Below are 23,821 nucleotides of genomic sequence, written 5' to 3'. Positions count from 1 at the left end.
GGCTTCCTCACTTCGCTTCTCGGGAGCGATAGCGCTCGGCGACGTCGTCGGCGAGCTCCTGCCCGCGTTTCAGCGCCTCGTCGACGCTCATCCGGCCGGCGATCGCCGAGCTGACGTCCTGGCTGACCTGGGTGCCGAGGTCGGGGAACTCCGGGATGTCGACGAACTGGATCCCGATCGCCGGCCGCTTCTGCATCCCGGGATCGGTCGGGTCCGCGCTCTCGATCGCCTGCCGGGTCGGCTCCGCGAACGCCGCCGCCTCCTTCACGTACGCCGGGTTCTCGTACGTCGAGGCGCGCTTGCCGGCCGGTACCCGGGACCAGCCGAGCTCCTGCCCGACCAGTTCCTCGTACTGCTTGCTGGACGCCCAGGAGATGAACTTCCAGGCGTTGTCCTTCTTCTTGCTGGCTTCCTGGATGCTCCACGCCCACGCGTACAGCCAGCCGGAGCTGTCGGTCTTCACCACCGGCGCGGGGGCGTAGCCCATCTTGCCCTTGACCGGTGAGTTCGGGGCCTCCAGCGAACCGGCCGCCGAGGTCGCGTCGTACCACATCGCGACGTTGCCCTGGACAAGGTTGTTGAGGCACTCGGTGAAGCCGGCCTGAGGTGCGCCGAGCTCGCCGTGGTTGCGGACCAGGTCGACGTAGAACTTGGTCGCCTCGGTGAACTCCGGGGAGCTGACCTGCGCCTGCCAGTCCTCGGTGAACCAGGTGCCGCCGAAGGTGTTCACCACCGTGGTCAGCGGCGCGAACAGCTGACCCCAGCCGGGCTGGCCGCGCAGGCAGATGCCGCGCATCCCGGGCTGGGCGTTGTCGACCTTGGCGGCGATGTCGGCGACCTGCTGCCAGGTCGGCTTGGCGGGCATCGTGATGCCCTTGGCCTGCAGAATGTCCTTGCGGTACATCAGGAACGACGACTCGCCGTAGAACGGTTCGCCGTACACCTTGCCGTCGGCGCCGCTGAGCGACTCCGTCATCGGCTTCAGCACGTCGTCCTGGTCGAAGTTCGGGTCCTTGGCGATGTAGTCCGACAGCGGCGCGATCCACTTGCTGGTCGCGTAGATCGGGATCTCGAAGTTGCTCAGCGAGGCCACGTCGTACTGGCCGGCCTGGCTGGAGAACTCCTGACTGATCTTGTCCCGGACGTCGTTCTCCGGCAGCACGGTGTAGTTGACCTTGATGCCGGTCTGCTGGGTGAAGTGGTCGGCGGTGAGCTTCTGCAGGTCGACCATCTGTGGGTTGTTCACCATCAGCACGTTGATGCTGTCGGCCCCGCCGCCGCCCGCACCACCACCCCAGCCGGCGCACCCGCCGACCGCACTCACCAGGACCACGGCGAGTCCCGCCGCTGTGATCCGCCTCCGCTGTTGCCGCACGAGCTGCTCCTTCGTTCCGCCGGACTCGCTCATCTGAGCACGCCTCTGCTCAGACTTGAGTGAACCGGGCGCGATGGAGTGTGTCAAGACTTCGTGCAACACGAGAGCGCCCCGCCGCTCAGATGAGCGGCGGGGTAGGTGGGTGGTTCTGGAGCTACCGCTCCTCGGCGGGGGCGGCCTCGGCCCGTGCGGCGTCGGCACGCGCGGCAGCGCGCTCGCGGCGGGCCTCGTCCACGCCCTCGAAGTACGCCTGCTCCAGCCGCCGGATCCCGAACGGCGCGAAGACCGCGGGCGCGGTCGGCCACATCACGAAGTCGTCCAGCCCCTCGATGGCCACCACGAGCGTCGCGACCACGGTCAGCCCGATCACGATCGGCCCGCCGATCCGGGTCAGCAGGCGGTCGCCGTCACCGACCACGGGGGTGCGGGTGATGGCCGCAACGGCGATGAGCACCACGAGCACGGCAACGATGCCCACCACGATGCCCGGCCAGAACGGCCCGGCGTCCCAGAAACCGTCGAGCCGGCTCAACCACACGATCTCGTAGGCCAGCAGCAGTGCAACGACGGCGTACGCGAGCGCGCCGGGGCGAGTCAGCCGGTCCGGCATGGTGGTCTCCGCTCGTCAGGTGGTCGCCGGTGACATCGGCGGACCGACGCCTGGTGTTACCCGGGCGTTCACAATGACGGAGAATAACCCGGGTGAGTGCGCGCGTTGTCCTGCTGGCCGGTCCGTCCGGGACCGGGAAGTCGCATCTGGCCGAGCTGGTCGGGTTGCCGGTGGTCCGGCTGGACGACTTCTACCGCGACGGCGACGACGAGGCGATGCCGCGGTCGCCGCTGGGCATCGTGGACTGGGACGACCCGCGATCCTGGGACGCCGGCCGAGCAGTCGACGCGCTGGAGACACTCTGTACGACCGGGTCGGCCGATCTTCCGACGTACGACATCAGCGTGGACGCGACGGTCGGGCACCACCTGGTCACCACCGGTGGGCAACCGCTGGTGGTTGCCGAGGGCATCTTCGCCGACCAGATCGTCGGCGAACTCGAGCAGCGCGGGCTGCTGGCCGCTGCGATCTGCGTGCGGCACCACCGGATCGTCACGTTCCTGCGCCGGTTCCAGCGAGACCTGCGCGAGCACCGCAAGCCACCGTTCACGCTGCTGCGGCGAGGATTGCTGCTGCTCGAAGACGACCCGCGAGTGGTCCGCCGCTGCGTCGATGCCGGCTGCGAACCCCTGCACCCGAAGGCCGCCCGCCGCCGGATCGCCGACCTGCTCGCGGCGGCGTCGACCCACTGACTGTCGCCCAGCAGGCGGTGACACGCCGGATACCGGCGGTTTTGTCGTTCGCTGGTTGCCTGGCGTTCACCTTCGTCTGATGCGATCCAGCCAGGATTCCACGAACTGGCGGAGGAGTTGTGAGGCGGACTGCGCCCGGCGTGACCGTGCTGGTCGCGTGCGCCCTGCTGGCGTTGCCGGGTTGCGCCGGAGGCGACGCCGGAGCCGCCACGAGCAGTCCGCCGAAGGCCGCCGTCTCCAGCGCGCCGGCGGCGACGACACCGAAGAGCGCGCTGGCCGGGCTGATCGTCGTACCGGACGGCTATGGGCCGGACAAGCGAGAGCTGAGCGGAGCGTTCACGCTGCAGTCGTTTCTCGGCACGATCTCCAGCGTCCCGGCCGAGGATCGCGCGTTGCTGCTGAACGCGGACTTCTCCGAGGGCTACCAGACGGTGCGGATCAGCCCGGACCACAAGAAGCAGTACACGGTCCGCCTGTTCCGGACCGGCTCGAAGCGCAAGGCCCAGGATCTGCGCACCGGCTTCTGGCGCCAGGAAACCTTCACCACCCAGTACTCCGTACCGGGTGTGCCGGGCGTGCTCACCGGTCGGCGGGTCACCCCGACCGGCCTGCCCGACGAGTCCGAGGCCGTCGCCCAGGCCGGCTTCGTCGCCGGCACGATGCTCGCCCAGATCACCGTCCGCCAGACCGGCCTGATCGGCAGCAATCTCCAGCCGGACACCAAGCTCGTCACGAGCTTGGCCCAGCAGCAGTACAAACGCCTGACCGCCAAAGCCGGCTGAGGTCGCTACCGGTTCACGGGTGCCGGCGCGCTGCGAGCCGCCGGGCAGGTCATCCGCCGGCGCGCAGGTAGTGCGCCCAGTAGCCGCGCCAGGCGCCGTACCGCTCGGACAGGCGCATGAGCGCGTCCTCGTCGACGTACTCGCCGTAGACCCGGGCGGCGGCCTGCATCAACTGCTTCTCCACCGGGGTCTCGTCCATCCGCCCCAGGCCGCGGATCAGCACGAACGTCGAAGACCACGGCCCGATCCCCGGCAGCGACAACAGCTGCGCCTTGGCCTCGTCGTACGGCGCCTCGCGAAGCTCGGTCTCGGACAGCTCGAGCCAGCGCCGGGCCGCGCCCTGCAGGAAGCCGGCTTTGCGTTCGTTGCGGATCGTTCCGGCGAGGTCGTCCAGTCCGGCGACCTGCTCGGCGTCCGGGAAGGCCCGGTGGACGACGCCGTCGTGCTCGACCTCGTTGCCGATCCGCTGGACCAGCGCCGATTTCTCCTTCACCGCAACAGGTCTCGCGGTCCGCTGGGACAGGATCGCCCAGACGACGTTCTCCCAGGGCGAGCTGAACTTCACCTGGTGATACCCGTACAGCCGCTGGACCACCGGCTGGAACACGTCGTCGGCCAGCGCGTAGAACCCGGCCAGGTCGTCGTCCAGGCTGAGGAAAAACCGCACCCGATCGAGCGCGGCCTCGACCGCCGAGTCGCCGCCGGCCCCGGTCAGCCGGACCTCGACCGCCGGCTCGCTGCCGGGCGCGGCCGCCACGTCGGCCAGCACGGTCCTCCCGTCCACCCGCAGCGCTTTGGTGAGCCGGCCACCGACGATGCGTTGCTCCCCCGCGGTGGGCGAGAACCCCGCGACGAACCGCAACGACAAGTCGAAGTCGAACGGCGCCGTCGCAGGCAGCCGATGCTCGGAGTACGTCACCCCACCAGCGTGCCGGACCCCACCGACAGTTTGGTTCAGGCGGTGACGCGGTCGATGATCAGCGGCTGCTTCTCGTACGCCGTACCGATGTCGACCGCGTCCGCGAGTGACTCCAGGGCCCGGTCGAAGCGGGAGGCGTCGTCGGTGTGCAGGGTGAGCAGGGGCTGGCCGGCGGTGACCTCGTCGCCGGGCTTGGCGTGCAGCTCGATTCCGGCGACGGGAGAGACCGGGTCTTCCTTGCGGGCCCGGCCGGCGCCGAGGCGCCAGGCGGCCACGCCGACGGCGAGGGCGTCGAGCCGGCTGAGTACGCCGGACTGCTCGGCCTTCACCACGTGCTGCTCGGGAGCGACCGGGAGGTCGGCGTCGGGGTCACCGTCCTGGGCGGCGATCATCCGCCGCCAGACGTCCATCGCCGAACCGTCGCGCAGCTTCTCGGCCGGGTCGACGTCGGTGACCCCGGCCGCCGCCAGCATCTCCGCCGCCAGCGCGACGGTCAGCTCGACGACGTCGGCCGGTCCGCCACCGGCGAGCACCTCCAGCGATTCGCGGACCTCAAGGGCGTTGCCGGCCGTGAGGCCGAGCGGTGTCGACATGTCGGTCAGCAACGCCACCGTGCGGACGCCGGCGTCCGTGCCCAGGGCAACCATCGTCTCGGCCAGCTCGCGCGCGTCGGCCAGGTCCTTCATGAACGCGCCGGTGCCGACCTTGACGTCCAGCACCAGCGCGCCGGTGCCCTCGGCGATCTTCTTGCTCATGATCGAGCTGGCGATCAGCGGGATCGCCTCGACCGTGCCGGTCACGTCGCGAAGCGCGTAGAGCTTCTTGTCCGCCGGGGCCAGTCCGTCGCCGGCGGCGCAGATCACCGCGCCGACGTCCTCGAGCTGGTTCATCAGCTCGGCGTTCGACAGCGCCGCCCGCCAGCCGGGGATGGACTCCAGCTTGTCCAGCGTGCCGCCGGTGTGGCCGAGACCGCGCCCGGACAGCTGCGGCACCGCGACGCCGCAGGCCGCGACCAAGGGGGCCAGCGGCAACGTGATCTTGTCACCGACGCCGCCGGTGGAGTGCTTGTCGGCGGTCGGGCGGGACAGCTTCGCGAAGTCCATCCGCTCACCGGAGGCGATCATCGCGGCGGTCCAGCGGGCGATCTCGCGCCGGGTCATGCCGTTCAGCAGGATCGCCATCGCCAGCGAGGACATCTGCTCGTCGGCGACGTCGCCCCGGGTGTAGGCGTCGATCACCCAGTCGATCTGCCCGTCGCTCAGCTCGCCCTTGTCGCGCTTGGTGCGGATCACGTCGACGGCGTCGAAGCTCACTAGTCCTCCAGATATTCGGGCCCGAAGGCCTCGGGCAGCAGCTCACGCAGCGGGCGACTGCCGTGCGCCGACTCAAGCAGTAGTTCGGCCCCGCCGTGCTCGTGCAGCAGCTGCCGGCAGCGGCCGCACGGGGTCAGCAGGTTCTCGTGGTGATCCACGCAGGTGAAGGCAACCAACCGCCCACCGCCCGTCGCGTGCAACGCCGACACCAGCCCGCACTCCGCACACAAGGTCAGCCCGTACGACGCGTTCTCGACGTTGCACCCAGCAACGATCCGTCCGTCGTCGACCAGCGCGGCGGCTCCCACGGCGTACCCGGAGTACGGCGCGTAGGCGCGCCGCATGGCGTCGACGGCCGCGGCCCGCAGCGCGGGCCAGTCGACCGTCCGCGCCGGTTCACTCGGTGACGTAGGGCTCACCATCCGCCTTCGGAGCTCGGACCCGGCCGACCAAACCAGCGACGGCGATCACCGTGGCCAGGTACGGCGCCATCAGCAGCAGCTCGCCGGGAATGGGGGTCTGGATGATCTGCAGCTGGGACTGCAGCTGGGTGGCGAAGCCGAAGAACAGCGCCGCAACCATCGCGCCGATCGGGTGCCAGCGGCCCATGATCAGCGCGGCCAGGGCGATGAAGCCGTTGCCGGCGGTCATCTCCTTGGAGAACGAACCGGCGTACCCGACGGTGAAGAACGCGCCGCCCAGACCGGCCAGCACCCCGGCCCACAGCACCGCGGAGTACCTGACCCGCTTGACCTTGATACCGACCGTGTCGGCCGCCTTCGGGTGCTCGCCGACCGCGCGGACCCGCAGGCCCCACCGGGTCTGGAACAGCACGAACGTGACGACGGCGACCGCGAGGTAGGTCAGGTAGACCAGGATCGTCTGGTTGAACAGGATCGGCCCGATGAACGGGATGTCGCCCAGGCCGGGAATCTTCACTGCGGACAGCACGCTCGGCGTGTTCAGCGCCTCGGCGTCCTCCTGCAGGAACTGGTCGAACAGATACCCGGTGATGCCGGAGGCGAAGACCACCAGCACGACGCCGAGCACGACCTGGTTGACCAGGTACTTGATCGAGAAGACCGCCAGCAGCCAGGCCATCAGGACCCCGCTCACGGCGGCGGCGACCAGCGCGGCCGCCGCGCTGCCCGTCGTACTGGACACGACCGCCGCGGTGAACGCGCCGACCAGGAACTGGCCCTCGATCGCGATGTTGATCACGCCGGCCCGCTCGCACAGCACACCGGCCAGCGCGCCGAGGATCAGCGGGGTGGCGAAGTTCAGCGTGCCTTGGAACTGGTTGGCCAGTGGGAACGTCTTGCCCGCCGCCGCCCAGCACAGGAACGCGCCGATGAAGCACACGCCCAGCACGACGGCCAGCCAGCCGCTGTACTTCTGCGGCACCCGGCGCATCACGTAGGCGACGGCCGCGAAGATGCCGAGCGCGCCGAGCACGATCGCGACCGGTTGCGCCGGTACGCCGAGCAGGTTGTTCTCGAGATCGCCGGAGACCAGCTGGAACGTCGCCTTGCCGCCGCCGGTGAAGATCGCCAGCCCGAGACCGATCAGCGCGAAGACCAGCATCAGGCCGCCGACGCGCAGTCGCCGGGTCCGGTCCGCCGGTGCCTCGATCGCCGCCGGTGCGGGCTCGCGCACCGTGTCGGTCACCGTCGTGTCGCTCATCCGTTCCAGCCTTTCGCGAGCACAGCGCCGATGCCGCGTTCCTTGGGCAGGAAGCGGAACACCGAGCGCACCAGCGCCGGGGCCGCGACGAACAGCACGATCACGGCCTGCAGGACGGTGGTCAGGGTCAGCGGGGTCTGGGTCTGCAGCTGCATCTGCAGGCCGCCGGCGTTCAGCGCGCCGAACAGCAGGCCGGCCAGCACCGTGCCGAGCGGCGTACCGCGGCCGAGCAGCGCGACCGTGATCGCGTCGAACCCGACCGTGGCGGCGACACCGTCGGTCAGCGGAAGGTCGGTGCCGAGCACCTGCTGCGTGCCGGCCAGACCGGCGAGCGCGCCGGCCACCACCATCGCGATGATGTACGCCCGGCCGACCGACATGCCGGCCGTCCGGGAGGCGTCGGCGTTGGCACCGACCGCGCGCAGCTCGAAGCCGATCGTCGACCGGTTCAGCAGCCACCAGACGAAAACCGCGGCCAGCAGCGCGAGCAGGAACCCGATGTGCAGCCGGGTGTCACCGAACTGCGGGTACTGCGCGTTCGGGTCGACGATCGGGCTGATCGGGTCCTCGCGGCCAGGCCGCTTGAAGGTCGTTGTCGTCAGCAACCACTGGAGCAGGTAGATCGCGACGTAGTTGAGCATGATCGTGACGATCACCTCGTGCGCGCCGGTCCGCGCCTTGAGCAGACCGACCACGCCACCCCAGATCGCGCCGCCGATCAGGCCGGCCACGACCGCCAGCACCAGGTGCAGGACCGGCGGCAGGTGCCACGCGAAGCCGACGTACGCGGCCAGGATCGCGCCGATGATCAGCTGGCCCTGGGCACCGATGTTGAACAGCCCGGTGCGGAAGGCCAGCGAGACGGCGAGACCGCCGCAGATCAGCGGGGTCGCCTGGGTCAGCGACTCCGCGATCGGGTTCATCCCGCCGAGCGCGCCGACGGCGAGTGCCTTGTACGCCTCACCGACCGCGGTCGCGGCGGCCGACAGGGTGTCCAGCGGCGCGGCGCCGAAGTAGCCGACCGCGGCCTTCACCTCGTCGTCGCCGACGATGATCAGGATCGCGCCGACGACCAGCGCCAGCACGATCGCGCTCAGCGAGACCAGCCCCTGGACTGCCCAGGACGGCAGCCCGCTCGCGGCCGGCTCCTTGACCGGGCTCGCCGGCGCCGGGCTCTGCTCCGGCTCGGTGGCCGTGTCGTTGCTCATCTAGATGGTTCCCAACGTGGTCGGGTTCTCGGTCGCCACGACCTCGGCCTCGCGCTTGCTGGCACCGGCCATCATCAGGCCGAGCTCGTCGCGAGGCGTGTCGGACGGTACGACGCCGACGACCTTGCCGCGGTACATCACCGCGACCCGGTCGGCCAGCGCGGCGATCTCGTCCAGCTCGGTGGACACGATCAGCACCGCGGTGCCGTTGTCGCGCTCCTCGACGATCCGGGTGTGCAGGAACTCGATCGAGCCGACGTCGACGCCCCGGGTCGGCTGCGAGGCGACCAGCAGCTTGAGCGGCCGGGACAGCTCGCGGGCCAGCACGACCTTCTGCTGGTTGCCGCCGGACAGCGACGAGACCGGCAGGTCCGCGCCCTGGGTGCGGATGTCGTACTCCTCGATCCGGGCGTGCGCGTTCTTCTCGATCTCGTCGGTGCGCAGCGCCAGGCCGCGGCCGAACGGCTCGTTGCGGAACAGGTCGAGCACCAGGTTCTCGGCGACGCTGAACGAGCCGACGAAGCCGTCGTGGCCGCGGTCCTCGGGCACGTAGCCGATGCCGGCGTCCAGCCGCTGCCGCGTGGTCCGGCCGGTCAGGTCGACGCCGTCCAGCGAGACCTTGCCCGCCGCGATCGGGGTGAGCCCGAGCAGCGCCTCGGCCAGCTCGGTCTGACCGTTGCCCTGGACACCGGCCACCGCGAGGATCTCGCCGGCCCGGACCTCCAGGTCGACCGCGTCGACGGCGGTGAACCCGCGCTCGTCGATCACCGTCAGGCCCTCGATCGTCAAGACGGCGTCGCCCGGCTGGGCCGGTTGCTTGTCGACCACCAGGTCGACCGCGCGGCCGACCATCAGCTCGGCCAACTGCTCCTCCGACGCCGACGGCTCGGCACTGCCGACCACCTTGCCCCGGCGGATCACGGTGATCTTGTCCGCGATCGCCTTGACCTCTTTGAGCTTGTGGGTGATGAACACGATCGAGGTGCCGTTGGCCTTGAGCTGGCGCATCACGCCGATCAGCTCGTCGATCTCGGCCGGGGTGAGCACCGCGGTCGGCTCGTCCAGGATCAGCACCTTGGCGTCGTTGGTCAGCGCCTTGATGATCTCGACCCGCTGCTGCACACCGACCGGGATGTCCTCGACCAGCGCCTCGGGGTCGACCTCGAAGCCGTAGCGGTCGGACAGCTCGGTGACCAGCGCGTGCGCCTTCTTACGGTCCAGCACGCCGCCGGCGTGGGTGTTCTCCCGGCCGAGCATGATGTTCTCGGCGACGGTGAACACCGGGACCAGCATGAAGTGCTGGTGCACCATGCCGATGCCGTGGCCGATCGCGTCGCTGGGCGAGGTGATCGCGACCTTCTCGCCGTCGATCACGATCTCGCCGGAGTCGGGCTGCAGCAGCCCGTAGAGCATGTTCATCAGGGTCGACTTGCCGGCCCCGTTCTCGCCGAGCAGGCAGTGGATCTCACCCGGTTCGATCACCAGGTCGATGTGGTCGTTGGCGACCAGTGAGCCGAAGCGCTTGGTCAGCCCGGACAGCTCGAGATGCATCAGGAGGCCTTCCTTCAGACGGCGAGCCAGGAAGGCGACCCCGGTGGGGGCTGCGCCTTCCTGGCTCGCACCGTACTACGCGGTGGCGGTGGCGGGTCGTTCCCACCCCACCCCGGCGGTCGTGGGTCAGGAGGCCTTCGGCTGTGCCTTCGACGCGATCGTGATCTTGCCGCTGACGATGTCGGCCTTGATCTGGTCCAGCTCGCTCTTCAGCTCGGCCGGGACCTTGCTGTCGAACTCGTGGAACGGCGCCAGCGAGGTGCCGCCGTTCTCCAGCGTCCCGATGAACTGGGAGTTGTCGAACTTGTTGTCGACGACCGAGACGATCGCGTCCTGCACGGCGACGTCCATGCCCTTCTTGACGCTGGTGATCAGCACCGAGCAGTACTCCGCGGCGCTCTCGCAGCCGTCGGTGTCGACCCAGATCGCGTTCACCTTGCCGTTGCTGGCCTTGGCCGCCTGCAGACCACCCAGCCCGGCCGGACCGGCCACCGGGAAGATGATGTCGGCGCCCTGGGTGATCAGGTTCTGCGCGGTGTTCTGGCCCTTGGCCTTGTCCTCGAAGTCACCGGTGAACAGACCGGACTGCTTGGCGTCGTCCCAGCCGAGCACCTGGACGTTCTTGGACTTCTGGGTGTTGTAGTAGCGCACGCCCTCGGCGAAGCCGTCCATGAAGATCGTCACCGGCGGGATCTTGATGCCGCCGAAGGTGCCGACCTTGCCGGACTTCGACATCGCCGCGGCCAGGTAGCCGGCCTGGAAGCTGGACTGCGCGGTGTTGAAGCCGAGCGGCTTGACGTTGGTGATCGGCTTGGCCGGGGCCGAGTCGACGATCGCGAACTTGATGTCCGGGTTGGCCTGGGCGGCCTTGTCGGTGGCGTCCTCGAGCTTGAAGCCGACCGAGACGATCACCTTGCAGCCGGCCTGGACCATCGCGGTCATGTTGGTCGGGTAGTCGTTGTCGGACTTCGACTCGGCCTTGACCTCGGTCAGGCCCTTGTCCTTGACCGCCGCCTGGAGACCGGCGTACGACGTCTGGTTGAACGACTTGTCGTCGAACCCACCCGAGTCGGAGACCATGCAGGCCTTGAAGTCCTTGTTGGCGCTGCCACCGGCCGAGTCCTCGGCCGGCTTGCTGCCACACGCGGCGACGGCGAGCGTCACCGCGCCCACGATCGCCAGTCCCCGCACGTACTTCTTCACCGGACGTCTCCTTCGTCGACCAGACACCATTTGCCCGGCTCGCCTTCCCCAGCGGGCCGCATCCGCAGACTATAGGGGCCGTCGCCGTCTTCTCTGAACGCCAAGAGGCCCTCGATACCGGAAAGTAATCGGCGCTTTCGTCACAACGCCGAAACATCTGCGGTCTGGCGACCGATCGATCACGGTGAGTCACCGAACCGGCCTCGGTTCGGCGTCGGAATCAGCGGTGGCGGGGGGCGAACCGGGTCTGCCCGGAGCCGACTTCGAAGATCGCCCGGCCGTTGTGCTCGCCGAGGAAGCGCGGCTGTCCGGGCCCGTCGGCGTCGTACTCGACGGCGCCCGGCAGCGAGACCGTCGCGGTCACGTTCACCGGGACGTCGATCGTCGCGCGGACGCCGCCGGTGGGTTGCCGACGCCAGTCGAGCGTCACCGGCCCACGCTGGGTCGGCACGGTCCCCTTGGCCGAGCGCAGCTCGATGTCCGGTACGACGACCGACAGCCGGGCCGCGCCGGGCGCGGCGACGCTGACGCCGAGCATCGTGCCGAGCACGTCGACCGCCGCCTGGGCACCCCAGCCGTGCGAATAGCTCTCGCTGCCTTCGGGATTCCACTGCTCCCAGGTGAAGGTGCCGCCGCGCGCAAGCACGTTGGCCCAGCCGAGATCGTCCGCGTCGGTGAGCCGGGTCAGTACGGCGTCCGCGCGGTTCGCGTCGGCCAGTGCCTGCAGCAACCAATGTGCGGTCATCGGGCCCTGCTTCATGCCGAGCGACGCCAGGTGATCCGCGAGCCGCGGGAAGTCCGCCGCCGGAGCCACCCCGAGCGCGATCGCGTACGACGTGGAGTGCTGCCCGGCGTGCGTGCTCTGCCGCCCGTCGGCGTACAGGCCGTCGATGTAGATCCCGTCCTCGCGCCGCAACTTGGCGTTGATGTCGTCCCGCAGTCTTTCCGCCGGTCGCCGGTACGCCGTGACTTCGGCCGCCGGGCGACCGAGAGCTTCGGCGAGATCCGCGGTCCGGCGCAGTACGTCGTACCCCTGGACGTTGATCGTGGTCCGGGCGGCGGTGTCCATGTCGTAGCCGAAGCGGCCCGGGGCCGGCCAGTCGACGATGCCGTACTGGTACGGGCCGCTGCCGCCGGACAGATTCGTGACGAGTCCGGCGGTCGGGCCGGTCGCGGGGATGTGGCGGGTGACGTAGTCGGCGGTGTGACGCAGGTACGGGTAGGCCTGCCGGACCAGCGCGGTGTCACCGGTCTCGAGCCAGTAGCGCCAGACCCAGTTGACGAACATCTCGGAGTAGTCCGGGATGTCGCGTTTGCCGTCGCCGTTGGGATACACCGCGTTGTACCGGCCGAGATCGTTGCCCGAGGTCCAGTACCGGTCCTGCGAGTGCAGGAACTCGCGGATCGCCTGCTGGATGGCGTCCCGCTCGCCGAACGCGGCCATCGTGGCGTACGAGATGTCCACCGCGTCGCCGAGGAACTGGCCCTTCTCCCGGGTCGGGGTGTCGACGAACTGGTGCTGCACCGAGTAGAGCGCCGACCGTCGCAGCAACGCCCAGACCGCGTTCAGCGTGGGGTCCGAGCTGACGAACCGCGCGGCCCGGTCGGGGTCGACGTCGGTGTGCTCGACGATCGCCGCGATGTCGGCCGCGCCGAGCTGCTCGCCCGCCCCCGGCGCCTTGATTTCCAGGTACCGCCAGCCCCAGTGCAGGTTCGCCTCGAGCTGCTGGGCGCCGTCGCGCTGGGTGTAGCGCATGGTCAGGTTGCTGCCCTGGGTGTCGGTCTCGCCGGTCGAAGCGTGACCGTCGGCCGTCAGGTTGTAGCTGGTCTGGATGTCGACGACCCGGCCGCTGACACCGTGGTCGAACCGGATCACCGGGCGCGCCGGGATCACCACCCCGAAGTCCGCGACGACCGCGCCGTCGGCGAACCGGCGGACCGACACCGGGCGCCGTACGGTCTTGGTCAGGCGGGTCTCCTGGCCGACCAGACGCGGCACGTCCGTCGTGGGGTGCGCGCCGACGACGGTGGCGGGCGTCCAGGGCTGTGCGGTGTCGTCGTAGCCGGGCTTGGTCCAGCCGATGGGCTCCTGGCGGGCGTCGATGCGCTCGGTGTAGTCACCGGCGTCGCTGTTGCGCCGCGGCGCCCCGGTCTCGAACTGGGACGCCCGGCGGACCCGCCAACTGCCGTCGGACACGACGACCTGGCGCCGGCCGTCGGCGTACTCGACGACGAGCTTGAGCAGCATGCCGCGCGCGTTGGCGGCCGCCGGCCGGCCTTGGCCGCCGCCGTACCAGTGATAGAGCACGCCGATGGCCAACGGCCCGCGGGCCCGGACCTGCCGGGTGACGTCGGTGACCTGGTAGTACCCCTCGCCCGGGTAGGAGAACGCCGGGCCGTCGTCGACCTCGGCGCCGTTCAGGTAGAGGCGGTACTGGTGGTACGCCGAGACGTAGGCCCGGGCGCGCACGACCCGGCCGCTGGGGATGGCGACCTCCTTGCGGACCAGCGTGTAGTCGTCGGGCTCGGTGGAGGGGCGGCGGATCCACGCGGCGCCCTCCCAGTCCGCGTCGGTGATGCCGGTTTCGAAGCTTGCCGGAGGCGCCCACGGGGAGACCCGGCCGGCTCGGTCCCAGGTCCGCACGGTCCACCGGTACGGCGTACCGACGGCGAGGGCGGGACCGGCGTACTGGACGTACTGCTGCTCCGACGACTGGACCTTGCCGCTGTCCCACTGCTCGGTGCCGTCGGCCTGAAAGACCCGGAGCTGGTACGCCGTCTGGACCTCGTTGCCGTCGGAGTCCTGCGGCCACCAGCCGAACTGGGGCGGTCCGTTCACGGCGAGCGGGTGCGGCCGGTCCCCGACCGTCAGGTGAGTGGGCGCGTCCGGAGCTGATCCGCGCGCGGCGACGGCACCGGTCGTAGCGCCGGTGGAGACCGAGAACAGGCTGAGGGCGAGCAGGATGGCCACCGTCCGGCGGCCGGGCGGGTTCGAGCGGCGGGCGGTCATCGGGCAGCTCCTCGAGATGGGGCGGTCGAGCCGGTCCCGGCAGTCTAGGAAAGCCTTTACCGCAGTGCCCAGGGAAGTGTCCGGGATCGGCCAGACCCCGACGGCGACCGCCCCTCGCCGACCGGGTGCATTGGTCCCTGATGGGAGAATCGCCCGCATGACGACTTCGCACCACCTGCTGCTCACCGACGTCCAGGCTCGCGTCGACGAGGTGCGGGAGGAGGCGATCTCGGTCCGCCGCGACCTGCACGCGCACCCCGAGCTCGGCTGGCACGAGGTCCGGACGACCGAGCTGATCAAGCAACGGCTGACGGCCGCTGGACTCTCGCCGCAAGTGCTGCCCACCGGGACCGGGCTGATCTGCGACATCGGCTCGGGCGACACCTGCGTGGCGCTGCGGGCCGACATCGACGCGCTGCCGGTGCCGGACGGCGTCGACAACCCGTGGCGCTCGACCAGCGACGGGGTCGCGCACGCCTGCGGCCACGACATTCACACCTCGGCCCTGATCGGAGCGGCCATCGTGCTGGCCGGGATGGCCCGGGACGGCCTGCTCGATCGGCGGGTGCGGCTGATCTTCCAGCCCGCCGAGGAGGTGATGCCCGGCGGCGCGCTCGGCGTCATCGCGGCCGGCGGGCTGGACGGCGTACGGCGGATCTACGGGTTGCACTGCGATCCCCGGCTCGACGTCGGGCAGGTCGGTCTTCGGGTCGGAGCGCTGACCGCGGCCGCCGACCGGATCCTCGTCCGGCTGACCGGCCCGGGTGGCCACACCTCCCGTCCGCACCTCACGGCCGACCTGGTCTACGCCCTGGCGACACTGGTCACCGAGCTGCCCGCCGCGCTGTCGCGCCGGGTCGACCCGCGCGCCGGGATGTCGATGGTCTGGGGCAGGATCACCGCGGGCTCGGCGGCCAACGCGATCCCCGCGCGCGGCGAGGCCGAAGGCACGTTGCGCTGCCTCGACGTGAGCGCCTGGAAGCTGGCCGCGGAGCTGATCCCCGGCCTGGCCGACAACCTCGTTTCGCCGTACGGCGTACAGGTGGACACCGAGGTCACCCATGGCGTCCCGCCGGTGATGAACGACGCGAGCGCGATCGAGGTCTTCCGGACCGTGGTCGAGCAGACGATGGGGTCGCACGCGCTGGCCCAGACCGATCAGAGCCTGGGCGGTGAGGACTTCGCCTGGTATCTGGAACACGTGCCGGGCGCGATGGCACGCCTCGGCGTCCGCCCGGCAGGGCAGGGCTCGGCGGCCGACCTGCACACGCCGGGCTTCGACCCGTCGGAGGACGCGATCACGCTCGGGACGATGATCCTGGTGTCGTCGGCGCTACTGGACTGAGGCGCTGGGTCAGAACGTGTCGGCGGGGACGTAGACGCCCCAGACCTCGCGCAGCGCGTCGCAGACCTCGCCGACCGTCGCGCGGGCCTTGAGGGCCTGCTTCATCGGGTAGAGACAGTTGTCGTTGCCCCGGGCAGCGGCCTGGAGATCGGCCAGCGCCTGGTCGACGGCGGCCTGGTCGCGTTCGGCCCGGAGCTTGGCCAGGCGGGCGACCTGCTGGGCCTCGATCGCGGGGTCGACCTGCAGCGGCTCGTACGGCTCCTCCTCGGCGGCGCGGAACTTGTTCTGGCCGACGACGACCCGCTCACCGCTGTCGATCTGCAGCGCGATCTTGTACGCCGACCGCTCGATCTCCTGCTTCTGGAAGCCCTTCTCGATCGCGGCGACGGCCCCGCCGTACTCCTCGACCTGCTCCATCAGCTCACGCGCGGCGGCCTCGACCTGGTCGGTCAGCGACTCCACGACGTACGAACCGGCGAACGGGTCGACGGTCGCGGTCACGTCGGTCTCGTAGGCCAGCACCTGCTGCGTGCGCAGCGCGAGCCGGGCCGCCTTCTCGGTCGGCAGGGCGATCGCCTCGTCGTACGAGTTGGTGTGCAGGGACTGCGTGCCGCCGAGCACGGCGGCCAGGCCCTGGATCGCGACCCGGACGAGATTGACCTCGGGCTGCTGCGCGGTCAGCTGGACGCCGGCCGTCTGGGTGTGGAAGCGCAGCATCATCGACTTCGGGTTCTTCGCGCCGAACTCGTCGCGCATCACCTGCGCCCAGATCCGCCGGGCGGCCCGGAACTTCGCGACCTCCTCCAGCAGCGTGGTCCGGGCGACGAAGAAGAACGACAGCCGCGGCGCGAACGCGTCCACGTCCAGCCCCGCGGCGACCGCGGCCCGGACGTACTCGATCCCGTCGGCCAGCGTGAACGCGATCTCCTGCGCGGGCGTCGCCCCGGCCTCGGCCATGTGGTAGCCGGAGATCGAGATCGTGTTCCAGCGCGGCAGCTCGTCGCGGCAGTACCCGAAGATGTCGCTGATCAGCCGCAGCGACTCCTTCGGCGGATAGATGTAGGTGCCGCGGGCGATGTACTCCTTCAGTACGTCGTTCTGGATCGTGCCGGTCAGCTTGTCGCCGCTGACCCCCTGCTCCTCGGCCACCAGTTGGTAGAGCAGCAGCAGCACCGCGCCCGGCGCGTTGATCGTCATCGAGGTGGACACCTGGTCCAGCGGGATCTTGTCGAACAGCACCCGCATGTCGTCGATCGAGTCGATCGCCACCCCGACCTTGCCAACCTCACCGTGCGCCAGCTCCGCGTCGGAGTCGTAGCCCATCTGCGTCGGCAGGTCGAAGGCCACCGACAGCCCCATCGTGCCGGCGTCGATCAGCTGGTGGTACCGCTGGTTGGATTCGGTCGCCGTCCCGAACCCGGCGTACTGCCGCATCGTCCACGGCCGCTGCGTGTACATCGTCGGATACACACCCCGGGTGAACGGGTACTGCCCCGGCTCCCCCAGCTTCTGCGCAGGCTCGAACCCGTCGAGCGGCCCGTACACCGGCTCGAAGTCCCACCCGGACTCGGTCTGATGGCTCATCCCCCCACCGTAGAAGAACCAGCCTGGCACTGGTATGCACCGGGCGGGTGAGATCGGGCACGCTTGGTGACGGCCGTCTCAGTCCCACCAGAAGGACCAATTGTTCACACCGCGGATCGAAGCGGCGTACTCGGCGAGCGTGCCGGCGCCTTGGTCGACGTTGTCGGGACAGAAGGCCCAGTGCTCGGCTGCTACGTGAAGAGCATGCTCTTTTGTGGTCGGCGGAGCCGCGACGCTGAGCTCCAAGGTGTCGAAACCGAGCTTCACCACCCGTACGCCGAAACGGTCCTCCCAGCTGCGGACGGTGGCGAGCAGCGGAGCCACGTCGTTCGAGTGGTTGAGCGGTCCGTTCCAGCCGACGACGGCCGGGAGGTCCGCGCTGCGGGCCGCCTTGGCCAGCAGGAGCCGCGAGGCCGGAGCCGGCTCACCGTCGCCGGCCAGCCATGTCGCGAGCTCTTCGGGCGAACCGACCGGCGTACCGGCATCGGCGAGACCGGGACACACCGCACCGAACGGCGCCAGCGAGTCGCCGTACTCCTCGAGGTCCTCCTCGTCCCCGAGCATCTCCGACCACAGGGATCGCAGGACCAGCTCCGGCTCGTGGACGTCGATGGCGTCGACCGGCTCGGGGGTCAGCTCGCCCGGGTCGATCCAGGGGCGCCGTACGTCGTACTCGAGGCCCTCGGCGATCACCGGCCACAAGCCTGTCCGCGCGTGGTCCGCCACCAGGCGGCGGTAGAGCTGGATGTCGACCGGTTCGTCGCCGAGCCAGTAGAGCGGAGCGTCGTCGGTGAGGCCGACCAAGTGCCCGGGCGGCAGGTCGTCGGGCAGCAGCGCGCTCAGGTCAGTGGTCACTGGAGTCCTTGGTCTCGGGGGTTCTGGAGAGGCTGGACCGAATCTCTCAGGTCGCGCCGACAGTCGTGCCTGAGGACGTACGAGGTGGTGACGCCGGGTGTTCGGCTGGGAGCTACCGGCGATCGCCTGCTGGTCACCGGCGCGTCACGTGGTGGCCGGGACAGTGCCTCCAGGGGATCGGCGGGCGGTCACGGCAACGTCGCCGAGGGTTCACCGACGGCCGGGAACCTTCGAAGCGTGCGCATCGTGATGGTCGCTGAGTCGTTTCTGCCGCAGATCAATGGCGTCGCGAACACGGTTCGCCACGTCGCCGACCGGCTGCTCGCCCGCGGGCACGAGCTGCTGATCATTGCCGCCGGCCCCGGTCCGGACAGCTACCACGGCGTCCGGGTGATCCGGGCGCGGAGCTTCGGGATCCCGGGCTACAAGGAGTTCCCGGTCGGGCTGCCCGATCCCGGGATCGAGCGGGCGATGGCCGAGTTCCGGCCCGCGCTGGTCCATCTCGCGTCGCCGTTCATTCTCGGCGCGTACGGGCTGCGCGCCGCGCGCCGGCTCGGGCTGCCGACGGTCGCCATCTTCCAGACCGACATCGCCGGGTTCGCCCGGCAGTACCCCTGGTTCGCCAAGACCGACCGGGCCGTCTGGGCCTGGCTGCGGCGGACCCATTCGCGCGTCGACCGGACGCTCGCGCCGTCCACCTCGGCGATGGCGCAGCTGATCCAGGCCGGCGTACCGCGAGTGCAGCACTGGGGCCGTGGCGTGAACCTCGATCTGTTCGATCCGTCGCATCGCTCGGAGCAGTGGCGCCGCGAGATCTCGCCCGACGGCCAACCGATCGTCGGGTACGTCGGCCGGCTGGCCGCGGAGAAGAAGGTCCGGCGGCTCGCGGAGCTGGCCGAGCTCGGCTGCCGGATCGTTGTCGTCGGCGACGGTCCGGACCGGGCGTCCCTCGAACAGACGTTGCCTGGAGCAACTTTTCTCGGGATGCGCCGGGGTGCTGAGCTGGCCTCGATCTTCGCGGGGCTGGACGTGTTCGTGCACACCGGCGAGCACGAAACGTTCTGCCAGACGATTCAGGAGGCGCAGGCTTCCGGCGTCGCGACGGTCGGCCCGGCCGCGGGTGGTCCGCTCGATCTGATCCAGCCGGGCGAGACCGGGCTGCTGTTCGAGCCGGGGCAGCCTGGATCGCTGCGGGACGCGGTGTCGTTCCTGCTGGACAATCCCGATGCGCGAGCATCCATGGCGGCGCGCGGGTTGCGTCGCGTCCAGACCAGGACGTGGCCCGCGGTGGTCGACGACTTGGTCGACCGGCACTACGCGGAAGTGCTCGCGGAGTCGGCGGCCGAGGTCGCGGCTCGTCCGGCGATCGGGCGCGCGGCGCGGGTTCGGCGGGCGGCATGACGTTGCGGATCGCCCAGCTGGCGAACTTCGTCGGCCCGACCTCCGGCGGCATGCGGACCGCGATCGAGCACCTCGGCCAGGGCTATTGCGCGGCCGGCGCCGAGCGGATCCTGATCACCCCGGGCGAACGCGACAGCGTGACCCGCACCGAGCACGGCACCGTCGTACGGATGAAGGCACCGAAGGTCGGCGGCGGCTACCGCCTGATCACCGACCCGTGGCGCGTGATCGAAACCCTCGAACGCTTCGAGCCCACGACAGTCGAGATCTCCGATAAATCCACCCTGCTGCCCGTCGCCCGCTGGGCCCGCAAGAACGGCATCGGCTCGGTGTTGTTCAGCCACGAACGTCTGGACGCCATGCTGTCGCTCCGCATGGGCTACCAACTCGGCGTGGCCACCGGCGTCAGCGCGCTCTACAAACTCCTCGGCCGCACGTACGACGCGGTCGTGGTCACGTCCCGGTACGCCGCCGCCGAGTTCGACGAGGTCACCACGCCCCTGATCCGGATCCCGCTCGGCGTAGACCTCGACACCTTCCACCCGTCCCGCGCCGAACCCGCCGACGACGGCATCCTCAAACTCGTGCACGCCGGCCGCCTGTCCCGCGAGAAGAGCCCGCACCTCGCCGTCGCCACCGCCGTCGAACTCCACCGCCGCGGCGTCCCCCTCCGCCTGGACGTCTACGGCTCCGGCCCGCACCTCGACGAGCTCATCGCCATCGCAGGCGCCGCCCCGGTCCACTTCCACGGCTACGTCGACGGCCGGACCACCCTGGCCCGCCACTTGGCCGAAGCCGACATCGCCCTGTCCGTCTGCCCCGGCGAAACCTTCGGCCTCGCCGTCCTCGAAGCCCTCGCCGCCGGCACCCCGGTCGTCACCGCCGACACCGGCGGCGCGAGAGAACTCGTCGACGAGTCCTGCGGCCGCTGGGCCCAGGCTCACCCGAAAACGCTGGCGGACGCCGTACTGGAACTGCTGACGGTCCCCGACCGCCGCAAGGCCGCACGCGAACGAGCCGAGCAGTACGACTGGGCAAGCTGCGTCCAGCGCATGCTGAGGCTTCACACCCAGCTCGGTCAGACCAGGCTCGCGGCCTGATCGTTGCCACAACCTGCAACTGAGTTGCGGCCGGCTCGTCCGGCGCGGTATTTCTTGGCGTCTTCATCGGTGCCGTTCGGGGGCGCGCCGAATCTCTCCCCTGCCTGGAGTTGCAATGCGCCGCGCCTTCCGTCGTTATGCCCTGGCCGCCGCCATCGCGGCGATCACCGTGCCGTTCGTCGCCCATGCCGCCGCCGGCGAGGAGGCGCCGCCGGTGCCGACCGCTCAGGTGTTCCCGACCCGTACGGGAATGGGCATCACGTGGAGCGACGTCGACGCGTCTGCCTACCGAATCGAACGTAAGCAGGGATCAGCCGACTGGCAGAACGCCAGCGGTGAACTCGCGTCAACGGCCACCAGTTGGATCGACAGCTCACTCACCGCCGGTACGACGGCCGAGTACCGCGTCGTGGCCGCCCACTCCGGTGACGAGATCGCCACCAGCCCATCAGTCACCGCGACCAGAGTGGCGCAGGACCCTGCCGTCGGAGACGTCGACGTCCTGGTGCTGGACGCCGACCCGGGCGATGGCACGACCTGGCTGCGCAACGAGATCGCCGGCCCGGTGACCGTGTCGGCGCCCGCCGACGGGTACCGCACGCTGTCGGCCGGCACCCTCAAGCTCAGGATGCCGGCCTTTCTCGCCGGTCCGGGCAACTACTCCCTCGGGCAGTCACAGTTCTCGGTGACGCAGGGCGAGCGAAGCTGCAGCACCTCCGGCACGCTCACCGTTTCGGCGGTGACCTACACACCGGCGCTCGAGCTGGAGACGATGGCCGCGGCGTTCAACGGCTGGAGCTGCGCCGGCGTCGAGTCCGGCCTGACCGTCGACCTCAGGATCCGCAGCGCGCAGAACTACCAAGCGCTGACCGTTTCCCCGTCCGAACTGCCCGCGGTTCAGGTGCGGTCCGGCCAGACCGCGGTGTTGCCGGCGGTCACCGTGAAGAACACCGGCACGGCGCCGGTCGAGATCGAGAAGGTCGAGTTCACGTCGGGGATGCCCTCGGCCTGGAAGATCACCACCAACGACTGTCCGGCGGTGCTGCCGGTCGCGGCCGCCTGCACGGTGAAGATCAGCTTCGCGCCCAACTTCACCGGCCTGTCGAGGGCGAAGATCCTGGTCTCCGACTCGACGTCGCGCGGCTGGCACACGGTGCTCGCCAGCGGAACGGGCACCGACCTACCGAGCGCGCACCACGTCACAGTGACCTCCACCTTCACCGGAAACGTCGTTCGCTGGACCGCTCTCTCGACCTCGGGTGGCACCCCGGTGCGGGGCTACTGGCTGCACAGCTTCGTGGACGGAGCCGAAACGACCCGGTGGCACGACGCGGTCGGCCGGACCGGTGATTTTGTTGTCGTCGACTCCGACCCGCCGGCAGGCATCGAGTACGCCGTGTCGGTGGTCAACGAGATCGGCGAAGGCCCCACTGGACCGCCGGCCAAGGCGGGGCGGGCCACCGAGCAGATCGCGCTCAGCAACGGTGACCCGAGGCGGAGCGGACTGATGGCGGCCGATCTCCGGGGCCAGGTCGTCTCCTTCCCGGGGACCGACAGTTCGGTCGACGCCAACGGCGCCGTCACCAGCTCACCCGACGGCCGATCCGTGGCTTACGTGACCAGCGACCGCTCGCTGTGGACCCGGCGGGTGGAACCCGGCGGGTTGGGGACGCCGGTCAAGGTGCTGGACTCGTCAGTGCAGATCACCCACTTGTCCTGGTCACCTGACGGAACCCGCCTCGCGTTCCAGGCGCCCGCACCGGAGGCCGTCGACGTCCCGTGTGTCCACGTCGTCTCGGCGAGCGGCGGCGTACCTGAGCGGATCGCCTGTGACGTGAGCAGTCCCAGCTGGTTGCCCGACGCCCGTACCCTCGCCGTGATCGACGGCCGTGCGGACAGCAGTTCCGGCGATCCGGTGGTTGTTGTCGTGCAAGCGCAGTCAGGCGGAGCGTTCGTCAGGTCACTCGGCCGCACGGCCGAGCACGGTACCCCCCTGCGGGTGTCGCCCGACGGCCGCAACGTCGGGCTGGGCGCAGGCCTGGGACTCACGGTGATCAGCATGGAGTCGCACACGACGTCCTCGATCCAGCTCGGAGGGGACGTCAGGGCGATCAGCTGGGCACCGGATGGCACGAAGGTTCTGGTGCTCGGCGCAGGCGGGGGACTGACCAACGTCACCGTCTCCGGCACCGGCGGTGAGCCGGCACTCAAGACCCCGGTACTCCTGACGCCCATCACCACCCACCATGCACAGGACATCGCGTGGCAGCGGCTCGGACCGGTGTTCGGTCCGTCGCCGGCGGTGCAAGGCAGCCGGGTGTCCTTGTCGTACGACGGTTCGGCGCTGATGCCCGGGACGACGTTCGCCTGCTCCGCTCCTGGGGCCGTCGCGCACTCCTGCGCCAACCCGATGACCGCCACCTTCACGTCCTCCGGCACCTACACACTCGGGCTGATCGCCACCGAACCCGACGGCCGGGTGAGCCGGGCGTTCCGGACCGTCACCGTCGACGCCGCGGGACCGGCGTCGCAACTCGTTGCTCCGACGGTCGAGGCGACCACCTCCGGCACGGCGGCCGTCAAGTACTCCGCGACCGACAGCGCCGGCGTGGCCTCGTACGACGTGCGGTACCGCAAGGCGTCGTACCTGAGTGGCTTCGGTGCCTACGTCCAGCCGTGGACCGGCACCACCGCGACGTCGGTCAGCCTGCCGCTCGACGCGGGCTACGAGTACTGCGTGTCCGTCCGTGCCAAGGACAAGCTCGGCAACCTCGGGGCCTGGAGTGCTGAGAAGTGCTTCTCGCGGCCGCTGGACGATCGGGCCATGGGGGCGCCGACTGCGGGATGGTCGCGGACGAGCTGGTCCGAGTTCTACCTCGGGACCGCGACGCAGACCACGGCGTACGGGGCGTCGTTGACGCGGACCGTGCAGGGAAAGCGGTTCTTCCTGGTGGCGACGAAGTGCCCGACCTGTGGGTTGGTGGCGGTGTATGCCGGGGGCAAGTACATCGGCGCGGTGAATCTCGCGTCGGCGACGACGCAGCGGCAGGCGATCGTGGCCTTGCCGGTGCAGAGTGCGGTGTTCAGCGGGACGCTGACCTTCACGGTGCGCTCGGCGACCGGGAAGTTCGTGCAGATCGACGGGCTCGCCGTACGGCGGACCTGACGCCGGTGCGGGGCAGGTCGCCCC

18 protein-coding genes are annotated in these 23,821 nt (G+C 70.1%); 6 read left to right on the top strand and 12 right to left on the bottom strand.

The annotated features are described in order from the left end of the window. Positions 1–7: 7 nt before the first annotated feature. Positions 8–1,408, bottom strand: coding sequence for an ABC transporter substrate-binding protein (locus BWI15_RS00660; RefSeq protein WP_083750486.1), 1,401 nt, complete (start codon positions 1,406–1,408; stop codon positions 8–10). A gap of 121 nt (positions 1,409–1,529) precedes the next feature. Then, positions 1,530–1,985 carry a hypothetical protein gene (locus BWI15_RS00655; RefSeq protein ID WP_077012271.1) on the bottom strand — a complete coding sequence of 152 codons (456 nt, stop codon included), beginning with the start codon at positions 1,983–1,985 and terminating at the stop codon, positions 1,530–1,532. A 92-nt stretch (positions 1,986–2,077) separates the two neighbouring features. On the opposite strand from BWI15_RS00655, the gene BWI15_RS00650 reads away from it, so the two are divergent. Continuing rightward, entirely contained in the window at positions 2,078–2,677 is a 600-nt protein-coding gene (locus BWI15_RS00650; protein WP_077012270.1) for a uridine kinase family protein, read from the top strand. 119 nt (positions 2,678–2,796) lie between these two features. Next, positions 2,797–3,459 (top strand): hypothetical protein, encoded by a 663-nt coding sequence (locus BWI15_RS00645; protein ID WP_143465353.1) that lies wholly within the window; start codon positions 2,797–2,799, stop codon positions 3,457–3,459. Positions 3,460–3,508: 49 nt separating this feature from the next. Here BWI15_RS00645 and BWI15_RS00640 read toward each other — a convergent pair whose 3' ends face one another. From BWI15_RS00640 to BWI15_RS00605, 8 genes are all read right to left on the bottom strand, one after another. Then, positions 3,509–4,378, bottom strand: a complete 870-nt coding sequence (locus BWI15_RS00640) for a DNA-3-methyladenine glycosylase family protein (RefSeq protein WP_143465352.1) — start codon at positions 4,376–4,378, stop codon at positions 3,509–3,511. 35 nt (positions 4,379–4,413) lie between these two features. After that, entirely contained in the window at positions 4,414–5,691 is a 1,278-nt protein-coding gene (locus tag BWI15_RS00635) for a thymidine phosphorylase (protein ID WP_077012267.1), read from the bottom strand. Beyond that, the gene (locus BWI15_RS00630; RefSeq protein ID WP_269087150.1) at positions 5,691–6,110 is read right to left on the bottom strand and encodes a cytidine deaminase; all 420 of its coding nucleotides are present in this window, start codon (positions 6,108–6,110) and stop codon (positions 5,691–5,693) included. The genes BWI15_RS00635 and BWI15_RS00630 overlap by 1 nt, the downstream gene beginning before the upstream one ends. Then, positions 6,088–7,374, bottom strand: coding sequence for an ABC transporter permease (locus BWI15_RS00625; protein ID WP_077012266.1), 1,287 nt, complete (start codon positions 7,372–7,374; stop codon positions 6,088–6,090). The genes BWI15_RS00630 and BWI15_RS00625 overlap by 23 nt, the downstream gene beginning before the upstream one ends. Then, entirely contained in the window at positions 7,371–8,582 is a 1,212-nt protein-coding gene (locus tag BWI15_RS00620) for an ABC transporter permease (RefSeq protein ID WP_077012265.1), read from the bottom strand. The genes BWI15_RS00625 and BWI15_RS00620 overlap by 4 nt, the downstream gene beginning before the upstream one ends. Further along, on the bottom strand, positions 8,583–10,133 hold the full coding sequence (locus BWI15_RS00615) for an ABC transporter ATP-binding protein (protein WP_077012264.1): 1,551 nt from the start codon (positions 10,131–10,133) through the stop codon (positions 8,583–8,585). 126 nt (positions 10,134–10,259) lie between these two features. Next, the gene (locus BWI15_RS00610; protein ID WP_441327522.1) at positions 10,260–11,366 is read right to left on the bottom strand and encodes a BMP family lipoprotein; all 1,107 of its coding nucleotides are present in this window, start codon (positions 11,364–11,366) and stop codon (positions 10,260–10,262) included. A 190-nt stretch (positions 11,367–11,556) separates the two neighbouring features. Next, the gene (locus BWI15_RS00605) at positions 11,557–14,346 is read right to left on the bottom strand and encodes an alpha-L-rhamnosidase-related protein (RefSeq protein ID WP_077012262.1); all 2,790 of its coding nucleotides are present in this window, start codon (positions 14,344–14,346) and stop codon (positions 11,557–11,559) included. A gap of 157 nt (positions 14,347–14,503) precedes the next feature. On the opposite strand from BWI15_RS00605, the gene BWI15_RS00600 reads away from it, so the two are divergent. Continuing rightward, positions 14,504–15,691: an amidohydrolase gene (locus tag BWI15_RS00600; RefSeq protein WP_083750485.1), complete on the top strand. Its 1,188-nt coding sequence runs from the start codon at positions 14,504–14,506 to the stop codon at positions 15,689–15,691. 9 nt (positions 15,692–15,700) lie between these two features. On the opposite strand, the gene BWI15_RS00595 is transcribed toward BWI15_RS00600, so the two are convergent. Both BWI15_RS00595 and BWI15_RS00590 read right to left on the bottom strand, forming a co-directional pair. Then, the gene (locus BWI15_RS00595; protein WP_077012261.1) at positions 15,701–17,275 is read right to left on the bottom strand and encodes an acyl-CoA mutase large subunit family protein; all 1,575 of its coding nucleotides are present in this window, start codon (positions 17,273–17,275) and stop codon (positions 15,701–15,703) included. Positions 17,276–17,353: 78 nt separating this feature from the next. Further along, positions 17,354–18,130 (bottom strand): DUF4253 domain-containing protein, encoded by a 777-nt coding sequence (locus BWI15_RS00590; protein WP_077012260.1) that lies wholly within the window; start codon positions 18,128–18,130, stop codon positions 17,354–17,356. A 237-nt stretch (positions 18,131–18,367) separates the two neighbouring features. On the opposite strand from BWI15_RS00590, the gene BWI15_RS00585 reads away from it, so the two are divergent. The 3 genes from BWI15_RS00585 (at position 18,368) to BWI15_RS00575 (ending at position 23,797) form a co-directional block, all read left to right on the top strand. Continuing rightward, positions 18,368–19,531: a glycosyltransferase family 4 protein gene (locus BWI15_RS00585; protein WP_202817535.1), complete on the top strand. Its 1,164-nt coding sequence runs from the start codon at positions 18,368–18,370 to the stop codon at positions 19,529–19,531. Then, positions 19,528–20,631, top strand: a complete 1,104-nt coding sequence (locus BWI15_RS00580; protein ID WP_077012259.1) for a glycosyltransferase — start codon at positions 19,528–19,530, stop codon at positions 20,629–20,631. Before BWI15_RS00585 ends, BWI15_RS00580 begins: the two co-directional genes overlap by 4 nt. Positions 20,632–20,746: 115 nt before the next feature. Then, complete coding sequence (locus tag BWI15_RS00575; protein ID WP_077012258.1) at positions 20,747–23,797, top strand: choice-of-anchor D domain-containing protein; 3,051 nt, start codon at positions 20,747–20,749, stop codon at positions 23,795–23,797. Positions 23,798–23,821: the final 24 nt, after the last annotated feature.

Source organism: Kribbella sp. ALI-6-A, assembly GCF_001984195.1.
Classification (GTDB): Bacteria; Actinomycetota; Actinomycetes; order Propionibacteriales; family Kribbellaceae; genus Kribbella.
Note: the sequence above shows the minus strand (reverse complement) of the source record. Positions and strands in the feature narration are given on the sequence as shown.